Below are 21,134 nucleotides of genomic sequence, written 5' to 3'. Positions count from 1 at the left end.
GTTTTCTCCTTTTTGAGAAGTTTTTCGGACTTGGGCTTTGAAAATAGAAGTATAAACCGAAAAAGCCGTTAAAATGGCATCGGCATCGGATTCATTTCCTCTTCCAAACGTGGCGCAGATAACCAACTGAGTTTTACAGGGACATCATACAATCTTCCCGCCCCAAAACGCGACCAAAAATGGCGCAACTCTGGCACAATAACCTTAACTACATTTAACCGAATATCCGGGCGAGTTTGGTCGAGTACCAACGTTTCCAATCCGCCATTTTTGGCAATTTCCACACAAGTCATTACATCTTTATAAATGTCATCGCTCCAAAGTTTGGGATAATCGCTGTAAACTTTAGGAGTAATATTGGGGTCAAAAGCCAGATAAGATTGATTTTCTAAAGTGGCATTTAATAGCCAATCTCGCCATTCCCCTTCTAACTTTTCGGCTTCTACTTTATCCAACTCCAAACCGATTTGATTTACTTCTGTAACGGCGCGTAAAATAGCAATTTTCGGGTCTAAATGTGCGCCATATCCAGCAATAATTCGTTCTGCACCGCCATCAATGCGCCGAGACACGCCAGCAAAAGCGGGAATACCTAAATCGGCAGTTAAATCGAGTACCCAAAGTTCTCGGCCATTATTTTGATAATAAGTTTGCAGTTCTAAAAAATAAGGCTCATCAAAACTGGCTAAATCAACTGCCGGACGTTGCAGGCGATTGTACCACCATATTCCGACGCTATCCCGTTCGATTAATTCCATAAACCCTTGCAAAATCGCTTCTTCCAAAGTATTCCCGGCAGCGTTGCCGTTGGAATTTGCACCACAAAAACGGCGGTCTTTGGGCAAGGGATAATCGTAATAGCAATAAGCTGTGGGTAAATATTTGTGGGTTTGTTCCGTTAGCGACCAAACGGGTGTCCAATCAATCGATTGGCTTTCATGGAAAGTTTGGGGAATCCAATCGTGGGCGACGGTGTTTCTTTCGTTCAATGCTTCCCGGTTTTCATATTGGCGGGGGCTGAAATGCAAACATTGGTATGGGTGAATTGCTTTTTCCCCTAACTCTGCTAAAGTTGCTTGTTTCCGGGGTTCATCGCCTTGGAAAATCCCCGAATAGCGTTCGACTGCTTCACAGAAACCACTGGCTTTTGATTGACGGTCAGTTTTCCCTTTACCGGAACTTTTATGGCGCAAGGCGTGGCGCAGTCCTTTCAGCGAGGTGGCGCTGCCGAAACTGTGAACGGCGCTGTATGTATGGACGAGGGGATTGTTGGGGTCTGAAACGCGGACTAAGGCGGTGACGACTCCGGTAATCGGACTAATTAAATGTTGGTGGTTTTGTAGGGTTTGGTCGGGGGTGACGGAACGATGACCGCCATCGCTGGTAAAGTGTTTGGCCAGGGGTTGCAGGGTAACGGGTTGAAAACCTCTTTCCGTTAACAGTTGCGGATTGCCACAGGCGGGACATTGGGGACGGTGAGGTAGGGTGTGGGTTTGCAGTTCTAGGGAGATTTGGTTGAAGGTGAGAATTTTCCCTTTCAGATTGGTGGCAGTTTGCTGTTGCACAACCCATTTAGCGATTTCAGTGGTGGTGAGTTGTAGGGCGGTTTGCAATGTAGAGGGGAGAGTAGTGCGGGCAGTGGGGAGGCAACCGGAGATCCCCACCTGTGCTTTAGTAAGGGGGAGAGAAGAGTTTGACCCCTCCTTACTCAGGGGGAGAGAAGTAGGAGTTTGCCCCTTCTGATTTAGGGAGAGTTTGGCTTTCTGGCGCAAAATGGAGGTTTCTACTTCCCGATTTCCCCGCAAGCGATGGGCGAGGCATTCGCAGCAACCTGTTTCTTGAGGGATGAAAATTGGCCCTAGCCAGAGAATGTTGCCGACAGGTTTGACCAGAAGCCAAGGTTGATTGGTTTGCAGGGCTATTTGGTTGATTTTGGCTAGGTCGGGTTGCAGGTAATCGTCGGTGAGGACTGCTAACAGGGTATAGGGGGATGTAGGCTGCTGGGTTTCCCAAGGTTGGGTGTGAATGCCAACTGCTGCTAGGGAGGCGGCTAGGGGTTCTGGGGAGATTTCACCAACTGCGGTGATGGCTATTTTTGCTTGCTGTAGGGATTGGGCGGCGGTGGGGGGGTCGATGCCCAAGGCACTCCAGAAGGCGGCGATTTCTGGCGATAAGTCGGGGGTGGCTTCGGTGAGGTAGCCTTTGGCTTGCAATCGTTGCAGTACGTAGTCTATGTGTTCGAGTGGAACTTGTCCGTCAAGTTTTTGGATGATGTCTTGTAGGCTGTTTTCACCGTTGAGGAGGGGGAGGATTTGGCAGTAGAGGCTTCCTGTGAGGGCGTGGGTGGAGTTTTCTTCAAGTAGGTAAACTTGTTTGGGTTCGATGATTTCGACGCGAAAATGGGGTTTGATTTGAGGGATTTTTGTCGAGTTCATGGAATTTTATCTAGCTCGAAGTTTAAAAGGATTTAAAAGGAAATATCGCGGATTTTGTAACTGCTATCAACCGAAAAGTAAGCCAGCCAGAAAGTACCATTGGGGAAATAAACTCCTAGCTGGCTTAAACCTCAAAGGAGGCAACGAAAAAGGAATTAGTAACTCTACTGCACCATCAGGTGGGTGCCAGGTATCCGAAACCCCGAAGTAAGGGCAGTTGCCGAGCGATTCATCGGGGCGAATCACACTCCTAGAAAGGAGAAAAGACATTTTTGAGGAAATTAAGAGATGCAGCTAGAGTGGAAATCTATTCTGCGTCTTCTCCGTCATAAGAACAGACGACACAATCACCCCACGTATTACCACACGCATATTTATCCCCCCACGACGGTAGTACAGATGAACTATCCAGCCAATCAAGGGAGAGAGCTTCTTCGGACAGTTCTGCCAATTCGCTGGGCAGTTGTCCAGTAGCGATCCGGTTAACGGGTTGTGCCTGCTGGGGCATCAAGTTTTTGTTGTCCATGATAGGATTCTCTAACATATTTGTTGATTGGTGTCCCGTTGTCGAGGCTTGCTCAGTCGGTGGGTCTGACCGCTTTGTTTTGTGAAAGAAGGCTGTTGGCTAGGCGATCGCAAAGGAGCAGGGAAGTAAGGAGCGAAACCCGCCCTCGGTGCCAGGTAAACCCCCCGAAGTAAGGGCAGTTGCCCAGCGATTCATCGGGGCGATCGCGCTCCTAGAAAGGAGAAAAGACATTTTTGAGGAAATTAAGAGATGCAGCTAGAGTAGTAAACCTATTCTGCGTCTTCTCCGTCATAAGAACAGACGGCCATCCCCCAGCTATCTCCGCATCCACCAGCACAAGCAGTACAATTCCCCCACGACGGTAGTACAGATGAACTATCATCCCAGCAAACAAGGGACAGAGCTTCTTCGGACAGTTCTGCCAGTTCGCTCGGCAGTTGTCCAGTGGTGCTCCGGTTAACGGGTTGTGCCTGCTGGGGCATCAAGTTTTTGTTGTCCATAATAGATAGGATTCTCCTAATATTTGGTTGATTGGTGTCCCGTTGTCGAGGCTTGCTCAGTAGAGCAATTGCCTCTCATATTACTATCTATAAACTTGATTTGCCGAGCAGTTTAGCATTTTTTAAATAAACGTTTGCTAAGATTTGATGATTAATAATTTTTTTTAGAGTAGTAAAGTCGGATATTCTCGATTCTAGTCTTTTGCAACTCCCCTTGAGCTACACCTAGCCACATGAAAGAGGAAACAGGTTGATTTTGATAAAAAGCATGGACTCTCTGTGCCGTATCATTTATTGAAAAATAGCTCAACAAATCTTTTTTATCTTTCAGACAATAATACAGCACTGGCTCGGCATTATCTTTTGACAAACCCATCAAGAATGTACTTGATACTTTGAGAGGTTCTAGGACGAATGGGGGAAAGGTTTGCTTAAGAAAAGATTGAATATCGGGCTGTTGAAATTGTTTTTCGGTGAGTTCACAATAAAGTTCAATCTCACTGCGACCATTTAAGTAGAAATCGAATCCAATCACATGAACTGTTTGCAAGGCAATCCAGCGTTGAGCAGTAGAACCATTGCCATCAAGAATTAAAGCCGCCTCTATTATTTTTTTCAAGTTTTCTGGATGGTCATCTAGCCGAATATGGATTTTCAAGCTAGAGTCAGAAATATTTTGTCGCAGATCCAATCCCGTTGTAATTCTGGTTACTTTGCTGAAGTCAAAAGATTTTCCGAGAAATTGCTGAAGTAAGTCATAGTTGAGTTGCACATCCACTCGATTTTCCACTTGACGAAAACAGGTGAGAAATTCTGTTAGTTTTCTCTCAATCTCTTGCGAAGAGAAAGCTACGAATCTTGCTGCCTGTAATTGATCCGCTTCAATTTTACAGGAGGCTTCTATTGTATCAATACTATCAATTTTAGTAATAAAGTCTTGAAAAATATCTAGAGGATATAAAGGTTCAACATCAAATGCTTGTCGATGGGCATTGATACAATGTAGTTTTTGCTCTTGAGTTAACGATTTCGGAAAGGTAAAGATAGGTCTGGTTGAGTCACTTGCTGGTAAGGTTATCATTGATTGTTAAGTTTTAATGGCTGCTATTCTATCAATTCTGCAAGTACATCCGGCAGTTGTCCTGTAGTAATGCGCTCAATGGGTTGAACTTGTTGGGGCATCAAGTTTTTCTTTTCCATTTTTGTTTTCTCCTTTGCTGCTTTTTGTGGTTTTCTTCTTCAGTTGTGGAAGAAGCTGGTTGTGTGTCGCTTGTAGAAAGGTCTATCGCTAAAGCTTTTTTGGGGGAGGGAGGCGATTAGGATGAAATAGGCGATCGCTGAACAGATTCAGTTGAGGGGCGATCGCACGCTGCGTGACTGCGCCTACCGAGCTCTGGAAGCTATTGCAAACTCTTGGGAATGAACTTTAAAGGAAATGTAACTACAAACAATACTTTTGTCAAGAATTTTCCTAATAAATAGGCCGCAATTTTTTAGGAAAAGTAGAGATTGTCAAGGATTTTCTTTAAGTTTTATGAAAAAGCAGGAGAGCGATCGCCTTTCATGGTAATATTTATAACTTGAATTGCCCAAGCATTTTTTAAATGAATGCCCAAGCTCAAACAAATCCCAGGAATAGAACAACTATGGGAAAGAACTAAGGGCGACTCCACCATTTGCATCGCCGTTCTCGATGGGGTAGTTGACCAAAATCACCCTTGTTTTACAGGGGCAAACCTAACGCGACTGCCTACCCTAGTTGCAGGGGAAGCTAGCGCCAATGGTTCCATGTCCGCTCACGGGACTCACGTTACCAGTATTATTTTTGGTCAACCTGGTTCTCCCGTGGAGGGAATTGCACCAAAATGTCGCGGTTTAATCGTTCCCGTCTTTGCAGATGAACGACTGAAGCTATCGCAACTCGACTTATCCCGCGCCATAGAACAAGCCATCAATGCTGGGGCGCACATCATTAATATAAGTGGCGGACAACTCACCGACTTTGGGGAAGCCGAAAGTTGGCTGGAAAAAGCCGTGCGTCTGTGCAATGAACGTAACGTTTTAATAGTTGCCGCTGCTGGAAACGATGGTTGCGAATGCTTGCACGTTCCCGCCGCTATGCCAACTGTGCTAGCAGTAGGCGCAATGAACGAGTCGGGAAAACCCATCGACTTTAGTAACTGGGGAGAAACTTACCAAAACCAAGGCATCCTCGCTTCAGGAGAAAACATTTTAGGAGCCAAACCCGGAGGCGGTACAATCCAACTCAGTGGCACCAGCTTTGCTACTCCCATAGTCAGCGGAGTTGCCGCCTTACTTCTGAGTCTGCAATTGCAACGGGGAGAAAAACCCAATCCCCAAAAAGTCAGGACAGCCTTACTAGAGACTGCCATACCCTGTTCGCCAACCGAAACTGATGATACCCATCGCTGTTTAGTTGGCAAATTAAATATTCCTGGTGCTTTGCAATATCTGATAGGAGAAACCGTGTCAGAAGAATTAGAAACAGTTCTCGCATCTGGTTGTGGCTGTGGTGACACCCAAGCCAGCGACGCTCTACCAAATAGCGAACCTCAAGCAGTAGTGGAAACTGAATCCACTGAAGTTATTCCTGCTACTCCCACGCCCATACCTACTTTAAATTCACCTTCCTTCCCTCTTTCATCTACCCCAAGACAGGTTGTTATGTCAAATCACGCCTCCAACTACATCACCGCCAGCCAAGCCCCAAGCGAACTAGCCGATGCTAACTTGGTTTACGCTTTGGGAACCCTCGGTTATGACTTCGGTACAGAAGCAAGGCGCGACTCCTTTAAGCAACTGATGCCAGGAGCTACAATAGACAACACAGCGATTCCCGCGAACCCCTATGATGCGCGGCAGATGGTGGATTATTTAGCAGATACCCTTTCGGAAGCTAAAGCTTTAATTTGGACGCTCAACCTAGAATTAACCCCAATTTATGCTATCGAACCAGTAGGCGGTTTTGCTAGAGATGCCTATGCAGTATTGCAACAACTGCTCACAGGACAAATCTACCCAGAGGATAACGCCGAATACGTCGAACGAGTCAGCATCCCTGGCGTTTTATCGGGGCGCAGCATCAAGCTATTTTCCGGGCAAGTAGTTCCCGTAATTGAACTTTACAACATTCGCGGACTCTACGGCTGGAAAGTTAACAACTTAGTTAATGCCGCGATAAATACTGTACGAGCTACAGCCACAGACGCGCAAGAAGATGCCATCCGTCGCACCCTCAGCAGCTTCCTCAACCGGATTTATTATGACTTACGTAACTTAGGCACCACGTCCCAAGATAGAGCACTAAATTTTGCCGCTACCAACGCTTTTCAAGCTGCTTCCACATTTGCCCAAGCTGTAGCAGAAGGCATGGAACTCGATAGTATTACAGTAGAAAAAAGTCCCTTCTGCCGCCCCGATAGCGATGGCTGGGATGTAAAACTAAAATTTTTCGATCCCGAAAATAGTCGCCGTGCTAAGAGAGTATACCGCTTTACTATAGATGTAAGCGATATTATTCCCGTTACCTTGGGCGATGTGCGTTCTTGGTCTACACCTTATTAATGCTTCTTTTTGAGTAGGTTGGGTTGTGCTGGGCTTCACCCAAAATTAAGTTTCAATAAGTATTTAGTTTTACTTGTTTGCACCCAACCTATCAAAATTAAGTTTCAATAAGTATTTAGTTTTACTTGTTTGCACCCAACCTACGGACTTGCATTCTGATTAGCTTAGAGAGGAAAAAATGAGATTACCAAAACTTTCTCCCCCTGTAAAAAGACCTGATATTATCTATCCTCATCAAGCAGTAGATGTCATTCACGGAACAGTAGAAGATTTAGTCGGCATTCGCATGGATTTATTGTACGGAGCAAACTTTAACGACCCAGCAGCATTTGCCTACAGAAATTATCAACAAGTTAAGTCTTCCAGTGGATGTAGGTGTCTGTAATGTTCTGCATGAGTAGTAATAGTTAACAGAAAGTGGAGAATTACTTACTATGGCTAAAAATTCTGAGAAAAACCAGCCAAAAGAAGCAGCTACAGAGGGTCAGGAATCTCAAGCAGAAAACGCCTCAGAAGCAGCCAATAAACTTGAAGATGCCAAACAACATTTGTTAGCCACCGGACTTAAAAATAATGGCTTTTGGTGGGAGGAAATGCTCAAAAATCAAAACGCTTCAGAAAAAGAACCGAAGCCATTCCGCCGGGGTCGGATTTGGTCTTAGCGAATAAGTGAGATTTTTCAGAAAGTTAAAAAAGACTTATTTTAGAGAACAAAAAATCATGGCTGCAATCACTCGCCCTGAGAAAGAGGCTACCCTCGTCGATTTAGTAATTGTCATCGACACCAGCCCCTCAATGAAAGACAAAATCGACATTCTTAACCATGCCACAGAATCTGCTATCAAAAAAGCTAGTTTAAGCTGTCCGTGCAATTTGCGAATTGAGTGGTTTGGCATTGAAGGAACTTGGGACAATACCAACTTTCAGCAAATTTTACGGGAATATCTAGTTACTACTTGCGGAGTCGATGAAACAGAAATACGAGGTCGCAAGCGCGGCGAGGTTCCCGCAAACGGCGCACAAGAGGACGGGGCTAGAGCTATCGAGGATATTTCCACTCACTTTAATTGGCGAGATGGTGCCACCCGTGCGATTTTTTATTTAGGTGACGAAGCTTTAGAAGGTGGTGGCGACAGTACCGAACAAGAGGATATTGAAGCAGCTAATCGCGCCATTGAAAAAGCCAGAAATGCTGGAGTTGTCGTCCATACTTATTTCGGAACATCTAAAAGCCAAGGACAAGACAAAACGGCGGCTGAGTACGTCCGCCTAGCACAAGAAACGGGTGGACACGGTTTTAGGAATCAAAATGCTATTGGTGGTTTTGCTGAGATTCTGAAAACGGTTATTTGCTCGACTAGAAATAGAGATACTACCCCTCAACTCGTTCCCGTTATCCCTGTTTACTTCGTGCAAGCGCAGCATTTAGTTGGTTTTTCAGCAACTAGCACCCAGTCAAGCACGAGTTCTACTCCTCAAAACAAGTCGGTTGACTTGGTGATAGTCATCGATACTAGCGTTTCAATGAAAGACGAAGCTGAAGGCCTGAGCAATGCCGCAGAAGCTGCTATAAAAAACGCTAGTTCAAGCTGTCCGAGCGATTTGCGAGTTGAGTGGTTTGGGCTGGAAGGAACTTGGAAAAATACCAATTTCCAGCAAACTTTGCGGGCATATCTAATTAATAGTTGCGGAGTTGCTGAAACAGAAATAAGAGGTCGCAAGCGCGGCGAGATTCCTGGTGGCGGAGCGCAAGAGGACGGAGCTAGAGCGATTGAGGATATCTCGGCACACTTTAATTGGCGAGATGGTGCATCCCGTGCGATTTTTTATTTAAGTGACGAAGCTCTTGAAGGTGGTGACGATACCGAACAAGAGGATATTGAGGCAGCTAATCGGGCGATTGAAAAAGCCAAAAGTGCTGGCGCGATCGTCCATACTTATTTTGGAACGTCTAAGAGCAAGGGGCGAGATAAAACGGCGGCTGAGTTCGCCCGTGTAGCACAAGAGACCGGTGGACGGGGTTTTACTGACAAAGATGCTTTGGGAGGATTCGCGGAAATCCTCACCCAAATTATTTGTGTTTCTAGCGAAGCGAAAGTAGAGGAAACGGGTCAGTTAATTCCTGTGGTGCCATTATATTTCGCTGCGGTCGTTGGCGGGGCGCTTGTATCTCAATCAACGCAAATGACAACGGTTCAACCCACAAATCCAACTGCTTCAGTAGCTAGTGCTGGGGGATTATTTTCTTTGAATCCAGCTAATTTAGTTGCTGCCCCCCAAAGTAGTATCTCAACAACAGCAATGAATATGCCAATCTACATGATGGCAGTCCAACCGACGAATAGCGAAAGTGATCGCGCTACTTAACTATCGCTACCTTTGAAAATTATCAGGGATGTTTGTAGTCGTGCGATCGCTGACTTCCAGAAAACCTGGTTCAGGCTGGGCACCCAGAAACAAGTGGCGTTTACGGCCACTGAATTCTCAGTCTTAAGCGGTACAGCCAGTAGCACCAAATCGCAGCCTGAACCCCGTAAGCAAGAATCCGTTTAGTCCGCTGTCTGAGCAGTTTGTAGAGTGTACTGATGATGTGTTGCTGGTATGGGCGAAGCTCGAAGGGCTCACTTGTCTGGTGGTTTGAAGGTGCGAGTTGGTTGGCAAACTGTGTCATCTGTGATTTAGTACATCAGCTAGCTTATGGGCTGATTATTTTACTTATAGTGACAGAAGAGCGCTAATTATCGATTACAGCTTACCCAATAATATGGCTTCAGTATCAAAGGTAATTATCATCGGGGGTGGAATTGGCGGTCTGACCCTAGCCCGTGCTTGTCTTGATGTCGGCATTGCAGTTGAACTATACGAGAAGCGCGGTTTGGATGCTATGCTATCTGGGCCCGGAGGGATATTTATTCAACGCAATGCTTTGCGCGTTTATAAGCTGTTGCAATCAGGGCAGATTTACCAGCGCTTCTACCATTCGGGAGGCAAGATTCTCAAAGGTGGGTTTTTTGATCGACAAGGGGAACCCCTCTACATTAACGCTCCTCAATTCATCGGCGAAGAAGATTTGGGTGTGTGCCTCCTGCGACCTGAACTTCAGCAGATTTTACTGGAAGCTTTGCCAGAGGGAACGGTGCGAACTGGCGTTGCCTTTGAGAAATTTGAGGAGACGGACAATGGCATTCGGGTCTTTTTCTCTGATGGTTGCACTGTTGAGGGTGATATCTTAGTCGGTGCTGATGGTCTTTACTCTAAGGTACGGGCTAGGCTGAATGGTAGGGAGCGGTTAGAGGAGCCTGTTTACAGTGGGACTTGCTGCTGGAGAGGTTACTTTGAGGGGTCTGGCTTACCACTAGATTCACAATACAGTTGGGCAGAATTTTGGGGTCAGGGCACTCGCTTTGGCTACTTCGATGTTGGTGGCGGTAGGTTTGCTTTCTATGCTTTCCACAACACGGAGGTGGGTGGTAATGACGATGCACTGGGTGGTTCTTTGAATGCGTTACGTTCCCTGTTTAAAGACTATGCTGACCCAGTACCAGCTATCATCGAGGCTCTAGAAGGGGAGAAGATTTACCGAGATGATATTGTAGATCGGCTACCGCTGGGAAGTCAATGGGGGCAAGGGCGAGTTACCTTAATCGGGGATGCCGCGCACCCTGTTCAACCGAGTATCGGTCAAGGGGGTTGTATGGCGGTAGAAGATGCTTTTGAACTAGCTTCACTGTTATTTACTAACTATTCTGGTGGGGATACTATTCCTTCGGTATTGCGGCAGTTTGAAGCTAGTCGCACTCAGCGAGTTACTCGTGTATTCAATAGTTCCAGACAAGTAGGCAAATTGGCACAGGCGGATACGGCGCTTGGATGTTTTTTGCGGAACTGGATTTACAAGCTTACTCCGACAAGGTTGGCTGATTTGCAGTTCAAATGGTTGTTTGATTACCAACCTCAATGGAATTAGACTGTTAAACTTCATTAAAAATTGGTATAACTAGCGTTATTCATTTACCAATAAAGCTAGTTAACAGTAGCCAAACAACGACGACCTAAACGCAACAAAAAAATCCAAGCCATTAAGAAACAACTCCAATGTATTAAAAGAAACCTAGCTTATAGAGAATACTGCCAAGGCGGTTAAAAAACGATCGATTGCCTCCTGCCTCCTCCTGCCATATTACTTCGGCTGCGGTGATACCCGATATTGACTAGCAACGTAGTAAAAAAACTTGTAATAATCGGCAAATTGCTTACTAGGAGCTTTACCCTGGAAGTTGTAACGCACGTCCCCTGTCACCAGCGTTAGCGTCATCGAACTGACTTGCGACCCCAAATCGACCTTAAGCTCCCCCGACAAGCCTTGCTCAGTAGTAAAATTTCGCTGTAAAGGTTTTGGTCTATCTATACTATTATTCTTGTCTCGTTGCTTACCAGTCGCCGCAGCTAAGTTATAGCCAGCCCAGCCGCGAATCTCCACTACTGGGTTTTTCGGATCGCTGAATACTTGACCATCACCATTGGCGGGGGCTTCCGCAGCTACCCAATTATCAGGATAAAGGAACTCGAAGTTGTAACGGGCATTGCGATAGGTCTGCCAATTCCCTGACTGAATGGTAGCTGGCGAACTACAGCCCAACAGCGCCGCCCCCAGAGCTACGCCGCAAAGCAATTTCTTTAAGTAATAAGGCATAGAACCGCCAACCATAAAGCACTTACAGCTACCTACGAACCACTAATAACCATCAAATGTAACGAAATATTACAATAATGCCGCTAAACCAGCATAGAGTCTTGACATCAAAAAAGAGAGCCGCTATTGTTAAATACATACCCGGGTAAGCCAATTCACTGTCATATGCAAGATAAGCAAAAAGTTACCTTATACCTACCACCCGAACTCCACCGCCAGCTCAAAATCAAAGCTGCGGTTGAATCCGAACCGATGTCAGCAATTGCCGAAAGAGCAATTGTATTCTACCTAAACAACTCAGAACTGGTTGATGAAGTAGAGACATCTTATGGACAAACCCATCGGGTATACGCTTGTCCCGAATGTACCGGTTCAGTTGTCATCCGAGAAGGAGAGCTGGTTTCATTAAAAGGTCAGCCGAGCCTAGTGGGTGAACAGGAGCTTCCAGTAAAGCAGGTGCAAACGGCAAGTAGCACTGCTCAACCGGGAGAGGAAGAATTAGTTCCCTGCTAATCTTTCCCTACTACCTGAAAGGGTAGCGAGCACTGGTTGCGTTCAGAATCAGATGCTGGGGGCATTGAGATTTAGCAATGATGCACCGACTCAAACGGATCGAGGAATATGCAAGAAGAAATTAACATTCTAATCCAAGCTCAATATCCTCTGATCTACCTCATAACTTCTGAGGAGGAGCGGTCTGAGCAGGCAATTGCCACAATTGCACAAACCAAGCCCCAGCGACGGGTATTCGTCTGGACAGTAACTCACGGGATCGTAGAGTATGGTCAACCCCGAGTCACCACTCAGCATAATACAGTCTCACCAGAGGCGGCGATTGAATGGGTGATCAGACAGAAGGAGCCGAACGGCGGTGCTGGCATCTATATATTCAAAGATTTACATCCTTTTAAAGATTCTCCCGCTGTTACCAGGTGGTTGCGGGATGCGATCGCCAGTTTCAAAGGCACGCAAAAAACTATCATTCTCATGTCCCCTGTGCTGCAAGTTCCCATCGAACTAGAAAAGGAAGTAATTGTTTTAGACTTCCCGCTGCCGGACATGAAGGAACTAAATCAAGTATTATCGAAGCAGTTGGAGCAAGCTAAGCCGCGCCGCATCAGCACCGAAGCGCGTGAAAAACTGCTCAAGGCCGCCTTGGGTTTAACTAAGGACGAAGCCGAAAAAGTTTACCGCAAAGCTCAGGTAACGACAGGTCGCCTGACAGAAGAAGAAGTAGATATCATCCTGTCTGAAAAGAAACAGCTCATCCGACGCAACGGTATTCTGGAGTTTATCGAAGAAGACGAAACCCTCGATGCTGTCGGTGGTTTGGAAGAACTAAAGCGATGGTTGCGGCAACGTTCTAACGCTTTTACAGAGCGGGCAAGAGAGTATGGTTTGCCTCAACCCAAGGGAATGCTAATTCTAGGCGTACCTGGATGCGGCAAATCCTTAATTGCTAAGACCACCTCTCGCCTCTGGTCGCTACCCTTGCTACGCTTAGATATGGGTAGAGTCTACGATGGGTCAATGGTTGGTCGTTCTGAAGCCAACCTCCGCAACGCCCTCAAAACCGCTGAATCGATCTCACCAGCCATCCTCTTCATAGACGAACTGGACAAATCCTTTGCGGGAGGTGGCGGTTCTGCTGATTCTGACGGCGGCACATCCAGCCGGATCTTTGGTTCCTTCCTCACCTGGATGCAGGAGAAAAAATCCCCCGTATTTGTAATGGCGACGGCCAACCGCGTAGAACGCTTACCTGGGGAGTTTCTGAGAAAAGGGCGCTTTGACGAACTGTTCTTCGTGGATTTACCCACTAAAGAAGAACGCCAAGATATTTTTAAGATTCACCTGTCCAAACGTCGTCGAGACATTGCTCGCTTCGATTTAGAACAACTTTCCAATGTCTCCGATGGCTTTTCAGGTGCCGAGATTGAGCAAGCGCTGGTTGCAGCAATGTACGAAGCCTTCGCTCAAGATAGAGAGTTCACGCAGTTAGATATCATTGCCGCGATTAAATCCACAATGCCGCTGTCAAAAACTATGAGCGAACAAGTCACGGCTCTGCGTGACTGGGCCAGACAGCGTGCGCGGCCGGCTGCATCTTCAGTCGCTGAATATCAGCGAATGGAGTTCTAAAAAGCTTTCTCCTGGTTCTTCCCAGGAGCAAAGGCTAGCACTTCCCTTGCTAGCAGTTTCAAAAAAAGCCGCCTAGCGGCACTGTTAAATCCAAACCGTTGTTTTAGTTTCTCAGTTCTTTTAGGAGGAAATCCCAATGTCACACTTTAGCACACTCCGTACCAAAATCACCGATGCCGAAATCCTGAAGGCTTCCCTGCGCGACCTGGGTATCAATGTGAAGTCTGAAGCTGATGTGCGGGGCTACAATGGCCAGCGCGTTCGCTCTGACATCGTTGCAGTTCTCGAAGGTGAGTATGACTTGGGTTGGTCTCGCAACAGCGACGGTTCTTTTGACCTGATTGCCGACCTGTGGGGTGTCGCCAAAAAGCACAACCAAACTGAGTTGATCAATTCTATCAACCAGAAGTACGCTGTGAACAAAACTTTGGCAGCAGTAAAACAACGCGGTTTGCAAAATGCCAACGTCAAACTGGTTGTGCAAAACTAATTTATCTGCGCGTTCCCAAGCTTGCGGGTTAACCATATACGGGTTAGCCCGTTTTTTCATTGGTAATTTGTTAACGGTTAACGGTTAACTGTTAACCGTTAAATGTATAATTATCAGATTAATAGCTAAAATCTCTAAAATGCCTTATTTAACAGCAGCTAATGATATTAAAGCACTGATTGCTAAATTTTCTCAAGCTAGAATTCTGTGGATTGATACAGAAATAGCTGACTATAAATTTAACCCTAAATTATCTCTAATTCAGGTGTTGGCTGATGCTAATGATTTAACAGGAAATGCTTCTTTTCTGCTAGATGTCTTAGATGAACCGGAATTAACGGCAGATTTTATAGACAAAATCATGGTCAATCCTGATATTGAAAAAGTGATGCACAATGCCAGTTATGATATTAGATTTCTGGGTAACGATCGCGCTCAAAATATTACTTGTACTTTAAAATTGGCGAGAAAGATTCCTTACTATGTTTTACCATTACCTAATCACAAACTTAAAACTTTAATCGAGGCTCTTTGTGGTATTCCCAATGTAGATAAAGCAGAACAGGGAGGCGATTGGGGCAAACGTCCGCTGACTGAGAAGCAGCTAGAATATGCCAAGATGGATGTGGTTTATTTAGCTGAAGTTCATAATCATTTAATAGAAATAGTTGATGAATATTGCCCAGATTCAGCAACGGAAAACTTGACATTATTGGGGGAGCAATATCAGGAAATAGAGGCGCAATGGAAACCTCTAGATTCAGAAATTGCTGAGATTAAAGAACGGATGAAAGCAGGAATGCAGGCACAAAATGTGACTGAGAATTCTTATTTTAAACTATCCAGTTCGACAACGATGAAGGTTGATTTTATGACTTTGGCAAATTTGGCAGAAAGTCAGGGAATTGAGCTAAATTTTCCAGTGACTCTAACTAAGGAAGTTCAAAAACAGTTAGGTAAATTAATCTCTCATCCCTCATTGCAAATTGAGGAAATTTCTAGTTTTCGGTTGACTTCTGCTGTACAGCAGCGACGGAAATCAAAGGAGAAAAGTACGCCTGCACCAGAGGATGAGAATTTAATCGCATTGGGGGAAAGGCATAGAGAACTTTTGCCGGAGTGGAGGTTATTAGATTCAGAAGTTGCTCATTTGAAAGAGCGAGTGAAAAATGCGATGATCGTGCAGGAAAAATCGAATACTCCTCATTTTAAATTAGGGAGTTCTTATATTTTAAAGGTGGATTTTGCGGTGTTAGCGAGATTGGTGCAGTCTGTGGGAATTGAGTTAGATTTTATGGTGAATTTGACTGAGTATATTAAAAGACGGTTGGGGGAGGCGATTAATCAAATTGATGTGCAAATTGAGTATATTAATAGTTGGCGGATGACGGCTAAGGCTGTGGAAGAGGATGAGGATGATGATGGCATACCTTTTTGAGTAATCAAAATCACCTCTTCCCTCATTTTCTTTTTTGATACTACTTATATCTAAATCTAAGAGTTTGTTAAATGACATTAATAGCTGCATTCTACATCAATAATCATCCTGTACTAATAGGAGATGTACTGATAACTTGTCCTGACCCCTCAAAACGTATTAATATTCCTACTGATGAAGACCTCAAAGAATCTCCTCCTGAAGATTTATATCGCGGGATTACAGAACTGAGCCAAAAAGTTAATATAATCACATCAAATCTAATGGTTGCATGGTCAGGAGACCAGTGTGCTGCATATACAATCTTAAAAGAATTAAAGACTATTTCCGATGTAGAAAAAATTACAAGATATTCTTTAAAAAACTTTTTTGAAAACGCTGAAATAAGTGAGTGGATTGGAAATTTATGTGTGGGATTCATAGGATATATTATTGATGACGACGGCATAAAAGAATTTGAGTATAGTTTTAATGAAGTAGAAATTCATCAAAAAACAATACATACGTATGGGAGTGTATTCATAGCTGGGTCGGGGAGTGACGACTTAATACGTCTATTAGAAGAGGGAGTTCAACCAAGAAAGCCCTCAATAAGTGAATTCGACGATGCTGTTATACACTCACTAACTATCTGTGGAGCATTATTAGCTAAAGATTGTCAGAATATATTATCTTCTTACGGAGGCTCGTTTGAAATTGCTACCCTAAACAAACAAGGAATTTTTGAGAAGGTTAATGATATAACTTATTTTCAGTGGTTGGTGTCAAATTGTGAAAGCAGTAACCCCAAACTAGATTTAGTAGGAAAAGCTTATAAGCTAACCTATATAAATGATTTGCTAGTTGTCGTTACGCTTTTGATGGGTCAAACCCCGATGTCATTAAATCGAGATTCAGTTCCTTTAAATTATTTCACAGAATTTCATATAGATAAGTCGCGACATTATGTAATACCACCCTGTTACAAATACTTTAAAAAAAATGAAATTGACTCTTTACTTTCTGGAGTTCCTATAGAGATTACTTCTAGCTTTAATTGCAATCACTTGTTTCCTGTACAGCAGAATCAGTCAGGAGATATTTCTTTTGTTCCGGGGAAAAATATAATTTGTAAGCCTCAGTTTTTTCCCGAAAAAGATATCAGCTATATAGTAAAATGTCCAAATTATTCTCCATCAACTTTAATTATCAGAAATGACGATTTGGATTACCTAAGAAATAGTTACAATTTTTAATCGATAATCTATGTAGCTTATGTGAATGGATCTTCTGATTTAAGGGATTTGGAGATCGCGACTAACCTTTTTCTTCCAAATACTCTGCAACTGCTTGCAAAGCTTCCAATCCTCGGTTCAAGCGGTTAAGCATAGCTTCCCCAATCTCAGTATCAAAATTGAGTTTAGGATTTTGCAAAGCTAACTCTTGAATTGCCTCCAGCCAGAGTGAAAGCGGTACGTGACTAACTGCTTCCCGTAACCCCATATTAGCTAATACTGCAAGATAAAAACCTGTGAAATCTTGCCCTCCATAGTTATAGAAACCCTGCCATAGTTCTAGTTTTTCGGGTGTATAAGCTTCGTATTGATCGAAGGTAATCGGTGTGCGATCGAGTTGGGGTTGTGGCAATGGTGGTGTATCCATAATATCTTGAGTGTTGTTATCTTCCTGAATCATGTCTAATACCAATAAGTCGGATAACCAATCTACTCCCACCACTTCACAGTCTGTCAGCCCTGAAAAAGCAAAAGGTTTAACCATGCCTCCAAACCGAACACCACCTGCCACAGCAGAAGAGGGAACAGTAGCCAGATTCGACGGTGGTCACGAAAACATTGTAACATTTAATCACCAACAGACAAAATCTGACTAAAACAAAATCTGACTAAAACAAGACTTACACGCGGGGCAAAAACCGGGTTTCTGCGTCAATATCTCTTGGAGAAATCGACAATTTTTCGGAGAAACCCGGTTTTTTTGCGTTAAGCGATATTTAACCAAGGTGGGCAAAATGCCCACCCTAATTTCTATTTCCCTACGGTGAAATACTCATTCTTAGCATACACGCTAATAATGCAATCTCCCACTTCAAAAAACATCCCCTCTTGCTCATCTTTAGAGAATTGTAAATTCCCATACTTAGCACCAATTTCATCAGCAGTCGCAGCCTTAGCCTCCATTTCATCGGGGATCAGTCCAGTAGAACCGATGTAGAAAACCAACGGCGAAACCTTCTCGCTATACAGCTTTTCAGCATAAGCTTCCAGTCGCTCATTCGCACTAGCTAAAGCTGCTACAAACTCCTCTCGCTTGACATCTTCTCCCTTCCATTTTGCTTGCAAAAGTCGCAGCAAACTATCAGCACCAACTTTTGATAAAATAGCGGCAAAAACTCCGTTATTTTCTAACCCCAGAAACTCATCAAAAATCAGCTTCATCAAGTCGTCAACCTTGGTGATTTTAGTACGTGATGAAAGTGTCTTATGTCCGAAAATCACAGGCAGATCCAAGATGGCATCAAAGGTGGGTTTATCCAACTTTTCCCCAGTATCCTTATGATAAACTTCATAGAGGCGATCGAGGAACTTATTCGCCGAGTGGAATTTGCCGAAGTTGAGGATATCTTTGCTACCGATGTCGATTTTGAAACTAACTCGCGAATCTACTGAACCGTTGGCGATCGCGTCCTTCAAATCCGTGTATTCTGTCGTCGTCGGAAAGTTGATATACAGGCTTTTCGACAGATAATGCTGTTTCAATTCCTCCAATTGTTCCGCCGTGTAACTCTCTGATTCCGCCTTCAAATGAGCAGATAAAATGCTGGAAATTACCTTGATTTCCGCCAGTTCTGCAAACACCCCATCCAAACTACTGTAACGTCCATCAAAAGGTACTAGCGGTAAACTATCTAACTTAATATCGTACTCGGAACGGAAATCAAATTCCTCAGCAGGCAAACCATCTTTTTCAATTACACCGCGTCCTTTCAGCAAATCAAATACAGCTTTGCTGCTAATTTTAATGCGGAGTAACGTAACATTAACTTCCCCATCGCTAGCAATCGTATAATTGTTGAAAGTATTGAGATCGTTAACCAAAATTCCCGCGACTTCCTCAATCTTAGTGCCATCTTCAACTTTTACCAGCTTAACTTTTCTGGTAATCAACATATTAATTGTCGCCGTATTTTGATTGATGGCAAATGAGCCCATCTGTACGTATTCGCCGCCATCTAAAGATTCAGTGGTCAGCCAAGGTTTAACCAGGTTGCCATTTTCATCTCGCTTCCCTTCAACTCGTTTTAAACCTTTGCGCTGATAGTTTTCTTGTAAGTGTTTGAGGTTGATAATGATGCTGTTTTTGTGTGCCTCCAATATTTTGATTAACTCCAAAACGGAAATTTTATCGCTGACTTTGACGCGATCGCCAATTGTATGAGTTTTTAACACATCCGGCTCAAAAATAGCTTGTTCTAAATCTTCCGTAAAATCAGCTATTTGTGAATTTGTCAAAGCCTTGGCGTGTCTTTCTGTCAAAGTAGCATCAAAGGTACTCGCTAGTGCATACTTGGCAGTATTCAAATTACCATCAGCAAGATTAGCCTTGGCAAAAGCAAACACAGAATCATCAGTTTGAGCAACAGGAATATCTAATTTTTCATACTCCTCTTTGCTGACTTTCTGATATTTGTAAAACATTCCAAGATCGTCTTCCTTGAGTCCGCAAATTTTCAGAGTAGTTAATGAACCGTTGACCTTTTTCGCATTTTTAGAAACGAAAACCTGGTAATCATACTCGTTAATTAACGGTTCTTCCAGCGGTGGCGCAACGGAACTGCCTAACAGTTTGGCTGTATCGTAAAGAGCATTATAAATCATTTTGACTTCGCCTGCTCGGATACAATTACCTGACAATGTGTTGGCAATTTTGGAGAGCAATTTAAAGTCAGCGCTGGAATAAGAGATGGTATTTGCAAACACATCCATACCTTTCAATTCTTCGCAGATTTTTTCTAAGGCTGCGATTTCAGAATTGGCACTGGGGTCATTTGCATAACCATCTGTATGTAAATTAATGGCAGTTAGTTCACCTGATTTAATCAAAGACTTAGCCAGTTTCATCGACTGAGACATTCCAGTATATGAGCCTGTCTTTATTTTCTGAATTTCCTGAATGTAAGGTGAGTTAAGCTTCATTACTTCTTGAATCGGAATGCGTTGAAAATGGCAAGTTACATCGCCATGAGACGCATAAGAAATCAAGCTAACAATTAGTTGGTAATTGTTATATTCATCTAATGTCAAAAGCTTGATTAAAGTATCTTTCAGGGGTTCTAAGTCATAGTACATAGAGCCAGAACGATCGATGATGATGATATTATGAGCCACTGATTTTTCAGGGATATCACCCGGCTTTCGTTCTAAATTAATGCTGTCTACTAAATAGAATGCCCTTTCGTTGCCGGCAAAATTGTAGAGGGTAAATTTGCTGCGAGTATTGGAGGCTGCTTGGCTGCTGGAACTTTGAGGCTTGACCTGGGAGGGTTGTTTTGTTTGGCGTGCCATGTGTGTAGCCCATAGTTGATGTATTCATCAACAAAATTATCACATAGGTTATCGCTGATGTCAAGGTGTTTATAGAAAAAATTTGCGGCGCTGAATGAGTATTAATACTTAGGTGCGGCTAGTTTGGGCGCGATCGCACTCCGCAAGTATAGTAGTGCTTACATTGCAAAACCTGTATTGAAAGTGATATTACATACCCATATTAATTCTTTACTTAATTTGTTGATTGAGAAGACAATCAAATACCTAAAACTTCTTGTGCTTTTTCCAACACTTCATCAGGATCAAAAGGCTTAGTTAAGTACAAATCTGCACCCATCTCCTCGGCTTTTTTCTTGTCAAATTCTTGACCCTTAGCTGTCAGCATAATAATATAAACATCTTTCAGCTCTAGGACATTTTTGACTTGATGACAAACCTCAAATCCGCTCATTTTTGGCATCATCACATCTAGAAAAACTAGGTTAGGTTTTTCTAGCTGTATTGTTGCTAATCCAATCTCTCCATCCTCCGCAGTTAGCAACTCTACTCCCTCATCTTCTAGTTCCTCTAAAGTTTGCTCCAACAGCATTCTGATATGAGGTTCATCGTCCACAATTAGGATTTTTTTAGTCATTTTTAGTGCTAAAAGGTAGTTATTAGTGGTTAATGGTTAGTGGTTATTAGCTGTTGTTGATTGGTTGTATTTTCTCCTAAAAATTAACTCAAACAACTAACTCGTAACAGCTAACCACTAACCACTAACCACTAACCACTAACCATT

21 protein-coding genes are annotated in these 21,134 nt (G+C 43.7%); 10 read left to right on the top strand and 11 right to left on the bottom strand.

What is annotated here, in order from left to right; all coding sequences use genetic code 11:
* Positions 1-68 precede the first annotated feature (68 nt).
* The 7 genes from PY364_RS01440 to PY364_RS01410 all read right to left on the bottom strand — a co-directional run bounded on the left by PY364_RS01440 (position 69) and on the right by PY364_RS01410 (position 4,661).
* Positions 69-2,435 (bottom strand): TOMM precursor leader peptide-binding protein, encoded by a 2,367-nt coding sequence (locus PY364_RS01440; protein WP_275519811.1) that lies wholly within the window; start codon positions 2,433-2,435, stop codon positions 69-71.
* Positions 2,436-2,501: 66 nt separating this feature from the next.
* The gene (locus PY364_RS01435) at positions 2,502-2,705 is read right to left on the bottom strand and encodes a hypothetical protein (RefSeq protein ID WP_275519809.1); all 204 of its coding nucleotides are present in this window, start codon (positions 2,703-2,705) and stop codon (positions 2,502-2,504) included.
* Positions 2,706-2,742: 37 nt separating this feature from the next.
* A complete protein-coding gene (locus PY364_RS01430) occupies positions 2,743-2,961 on the bottom strand; it encodes a DUF5837 family cyanobactin class RiPP (protein ID WP_275519807.1) in 219 nt (72 codons plus the stop codon).
* Between the two features lie 99 nt (positions 2,962-3,060).
* A complete protein-coding gene (locus PY364_RS01425) occupies positions 3,061-3,192 on the bottom strand; it encodes a hypothetical protein (protein WP_275519805.1) in 132 nt (43 codons plus the stop codon).
* A 38-nt stretch (positions 3,193-3,230) separates the two neighbouring features.
* Complete coding sequence (locus PY364_RS01420) at positions 3,231-3,461, bottom strand: DUF5837 family cyanobactin class RiPP (protein WP_275519803.1); 231 nt, start codon at positions 3,459-3,461, stop codon at positions 3,231-3,233.
* Positions 3,462-3,612: 151 nt separating this feature from the next.
* Positions 3,613-4,542, bottom strand: a complete 930-nt coding sequence (locus PY364_RS01415; protein WP_275519801.1) for a DUF5838 family protein — start codon at positions 4,540-4,542, stop codon at positions 3,613-3,615.
* Between the two features lie 23 nt (positions 4,543-4,565).
* Entirely contained in the window at positions 4,566-4,661 is a 96-nt protein-coding gene (locus PY364_RS01410; protein ID WP_343277545.1) for a DUF5837 family cyanobactin class RiPP, read from the bottom strand.
* Between the two features lie 408 nt (positions 4,662-5,069).
* Between PY364_RS01410 and PY364_RS01405 the strand changes: the two genes are divergently transcribed.
* The 5 genes from PY364_RS01405 to PY364_RS01385 all read left to right on the top strand — a co-directional run bounded on the left by PY364_RS01405 (position 5,070) and on the right by PY364_RS01385 (position 11,013).
* The gene (locus tag PY364_RS01405; protein ID WP_275519799.1) at positions 5,070-7,046 is read left to right on the top strand and encodes a PatA/PatG family cyanobactin maturation protease; all 1,977 of its coding nucleotides are present in this window, start codon (positions 5,070-5,072) and stop codon (positions 7,044-7,046) included.
* 178 nt (positions 7,047-7,224) lie between these two features.
* On the top strand, positions 7,225-7,431 hold the full coding sequence (locus PY364_RS01400) for a cyanobactin biosynthesis system PatB/AcyB/McaB family protein (RefSeq protein ID WP_275519796.1): 207 nt from the start codon (positions 7,225-7,227) through the stop codon (positions 7,429-7,431).
* A gap of 49 nt (positions 7,432-7,480) precedes the next feature.
* The gene (locus PY364_RS01395) at positions 7,481-7,708 is read left to right on the top strand and encodes a cyanobactin biosynthesis PatC/TenC/TruC family protein (RefSeq protein ID WP_275519793.1); all 228 of its coding nucleotides are present in this window, start codon (positions 7,481-7,483) and stop codon (positions 7,706-7,708) included.
* Positions 7,709-7,766: 58 nt separating this feature from the next.
* On the top strand, positions 7,767-9,413 hold the full coding sequence (locus PY364_RS01390) for a hypothetical protein (RefSeq protein ID WP_275519791.1): 1,647 nt from the start codon (positions 7,767-7,769) through the stop codon (positions 9,411-9,413).
* A 397-nt stretch (positions 9,414-9,810) separates the two neighbouring features.
* Complete coding sequence (locus PY364_RS01385) at positions 9,811-11,013, top strand: FAD-dependent monooxygenase (RefSeq protein ID WP_275519789.1); 1,203 nt, start codon at positions 9,811-9,813, stop codon at positions 11,011-11,013.
* A gap of 213 nt (positions 11,014-11,226) precedes the next feature.
* Here PY364_RS01385 and PY364_RS01380 read toward each other — a convergent pair whose 3' ends face one another.
* Positions 11,227-11,754 (bottom strand): hypothetical protein, encoded by a 528-nt coding sequence (locus PY364_RS01380; protein WP_275519787.1) that lies wholly within the window; start codon positions 11,752-11,754, stop codon positions 11,227-11,229.
* A 150-nt stretch (positions 11,755-11,904) separates the two neighbouring features.
* Between PY364_RS01380 and PY364_RS01375 the strand changes: the two genes are divergently transcribed.
* From PY364_RS01375 to PY364_RS01355, 5 genes are all read left to right on the top strand, one after another.
* The gene (locus tag PY364_RS01375; protein ID WP_275519785.1) at positions 11,905-12,252 is read left to right on the top strand and encodes a hypothetical protein; all 348 of its coding nucleotides are present in this window, start codon (positions 11,905-11,907) and stop codon (positions 12,250-12,252) included.
* A 108-nt stretch (positions 12,253-12,360) separates the two neighbouring features.
* Positions 12,361-13,881, top strand: coding sequence for an AAA family ATPase (locus PY364_RS01370; RefSeq protein ID WP_275519783.1), 1,521 nt, complete (start codon positions 12,361-12,363; stop codon positions 13,879-13,881).
* Between the two features lie 136 nt (positions 13,882-14,017).
* Entirely contained in the window at positions 14,018-14,371 is a 354-nt protein-coding gene (locus PY364_RS01365) for a DUF1257 domain-containing protein (protein ID WP_007356762.1), read from the top strand.
* Between the two features lie 139 nt (positions 14,372-14,510).
* Positions 14,511-15,809, top strand: coding sequence for a ribonuclease D (locus PY364_RS01360; RefSeq protein WP_275519780.1), 1,299 nt, complete (start codon positions 14,511-14,513; stop codon positions 15,807-15,809).
* A 71-nt stretch (positions 15,810-15,880) separates the two neighbouring features.
* On the top strand, positions 15,881-17,044 hold the full coding sequence (locus PY364_RS01355; protein ID WP_275519778.1) for a hypothetical protein: 1,164 nt from the start codon (positions 15,881-15,883) through the stop codon (positions 17,042-17,044).
* Positions 17,045-17,105: 61 nt separating this feature from the next.
* On the opposite strand, the gene PY364_RS01350 is transcribed toward PY364_RS01355, so the two are convergent.
* The 3 genes from PY364_RS01350 to PY364_RS01340 all read right to left on the bottom strand — a co-directional run bounded on the left by PY364_RS01350 (position 17,106) and on the right by PY364_RS01340 (position 20,987).
* On the bottom strand, positions 17,106-17,567 hold the full coding sequence (locus PY364_RS01350) for a hypothetical protein (protein WP_275519776.1): 462 nt from the start codon (positions 17,565-17,567) through the stop codon (positions 17,106-17,108).
* 266 nt (positions 17,568-17,833) lie between these two features.
* The gene (locus tag PY364_RS01345) at positions 17,834-20,371 is read right to left on the bottom strand and encodes a VWA domain-containing protein (protein ID WP_275519774.1); all 2,538 of its coding nucleotides are present in this window, start codon (positions 20,369-20,371) and stop codon (positions 17,834-17,836) included.
* Positions 20,372-20,609: 238 nt separating this feature from the next.
* Positions 20,610-20,987: a response regulator gene (locus tag PY364_RS01340; protein WP_275519773.1), complete on the bottom strand. Its 378-nt coding sequence runs from the start codon at positions 20,985-20,987 to the stop codon at positions 20,610-20,612.
* Positions 20,988-21,134: the final 147 nt, after the last annotated feature.

Origin of the sequence: Kamptonema sp. UHCC 0994, from assembly GCF_029167235.1 — a bacterium.
Classification (GTDB): Bacteria; Cyanobacteriota; Cyanobacteriia; order Cyanobacteriales; family Microcoleaceae; genus Kamptonema.
This window is presented reverse-complemented; position numbering and strand designations above follow the sequence as displayed.

What these genes read in the sequence shown, in the direction of transcription:
- PY364_RS01440 (WP_275519811.1), bottom strand. Translation starts at nt 2,435, where the DNA reads ATGAACTCGACAAAAATCCCTCAAATCAAACCCCATTTTCGCGTCGAA.
- PY364_RS01435 (WP_275519809.1), bottom strand. Translation starts at nt 2,705, where the DNA reads ATGTCTTTTCTCCTTTCTAGGAGTGTGATTCGCCCCGATGAATCGCTC.
- PY364_RS01430 (WP_275519807.1), bottom strand. Translation starts at nt 2,961, where the DNA reads ATGGACAACAAAAACTTGATGCCCCAGCAGGCACAACCCGTTAACCGG.
- PY364_RS01425 (WP_275519805.1), bottom strand. Translation starts at nt 3,192, where the DNA reads ATGTCTTTTCTCCTTTCTAGGAGCGCGATCGCCCCGATGAATCGCTGG.
- PY364_RS01420 (WP_275519803.1), bottom strand. Translation starts at nt 3,461, where the DNA reads ATGGACAACAAAAACTTGATGCCCCAGCAGGCACAACCCGTTAACCGG.
- PY364_RS01415 (WP_275519801.1), bottom strand. Translation starts at nt 4,542, where the DNA reads ATGATAACCTTACCAGCAAGTGACTCAACCAGACCTATCTTTACCTTT.
- PY364_RS01410 (WP_343277545.1), bottom strand. Translation starts at nt 4,661, where the DNA reads ATGGAAAAGAAAAACTTGATGCCCCAACAAGTTCAACCCATTGAGCGC.
- PY364_RS01405 (WP_275519799.1), top strand. Translation starts at nt 5,070, where the DNA reads ATGCCCAAGCTCAAACAAATCCCAGGAATAGAACAACTATGGGAAAGA.
- PY364_RS01400 (WP_275519796.1), top strand. Translation starts at nt 7,225, where the DNA reads ATGAGATTACCAAAACTTTCTCCCCCTGTAAAAAGACCTGATATTATC.
- PY364_RS01395 (WP_275519793.1), top strand. Translation starts at nt 7,481, where the DNA reads ATGGCTAAAAATTCTGAGAAAAACCAGCCAAAAGAAGCAGCTACAGAG.
- PY364_RS01390 (WP_275519791.1), top strand. Translation starts at nt 7,767, where the DNA reads ATGGCTGCAATCACTCGCCCTGAGAAAGAGGCTACCCTCGTCGATTTA.
- PY364_RS01385 (WP_275519789.1), top strand. Translation starts at nt 9,811, where the DNA reads ATGGCTTCAGTATCAAAGGTAATTATCATCGGGGGTGGAATTGGCGGT.
- PY364_RS01380 (WP_275519787.1), bottom strand. Translation starts at nt 11,754, where the DNA reads ATGGTTGGCGGTTCTATGCCTTATTACTTAAAGAAATTGCTTTGCGGC.
- PY364_RS01375 (WP_275519785.1), top strand. Translation starts at nt 11,905, where the DNA reads ATGCAAGATAAGCAAAAAGTTACCTTATACCTACCACCCGAACTCCAC.
- PY364_RS01370 (WP_275519783.1), top strand. Translation starts at nt 12,361, where the DNA reads ATGCAAGAAGAAATTAACATTCTAATCCAAGCTCAATATCCTCTGATC.
- PY364_RS01365 (WP_007356762.1), top strand. Translation starts at nt 14,018, where the DNA reads ATGTCACACTTTAGCACACTCCGTACCAAAATCACCGATGCCGAAATC.
- PY364_RS01360 (WP_275519780.1), top strand. Translation starts at nt 14,511, where the DNA reads ATGCCTTATTTAACAGCAGCTAATGATATTAAAGCACTGATTGCTAAA.
- PY364_RS01355 (WP_275519778.1), top strand. Translation starts at nt 15,881, where the DNA reads ATGACATTAATAGCTGCATTCTACATCAATAATCATCCTGTACTAATA.
- PY364_RS01350 (WP_275519776.1), bottom strand. Translation starts at nt 17,567, where the DNA reads ATGGTTAAACCTTTTGCTTTTTCAGGGCTGACAGACTGTGAAGTGGTG.
- PY364_RS01345 (WP_275519774.1), bottom strand. Translation starts at nt 20,371, where the DNA reads ATGGCACGCCAAACAAAACAACCCTCCCAGGTCAAGCCTCAAAGTTCC.
- PY364_RS01340 (WP_275519773.1), bottom strand. Translation starts at nt 20,987, where the DNA reads ATGACTAAAAAAATCCTAATTGTGGACGATGAACCTCATATCAGAATG.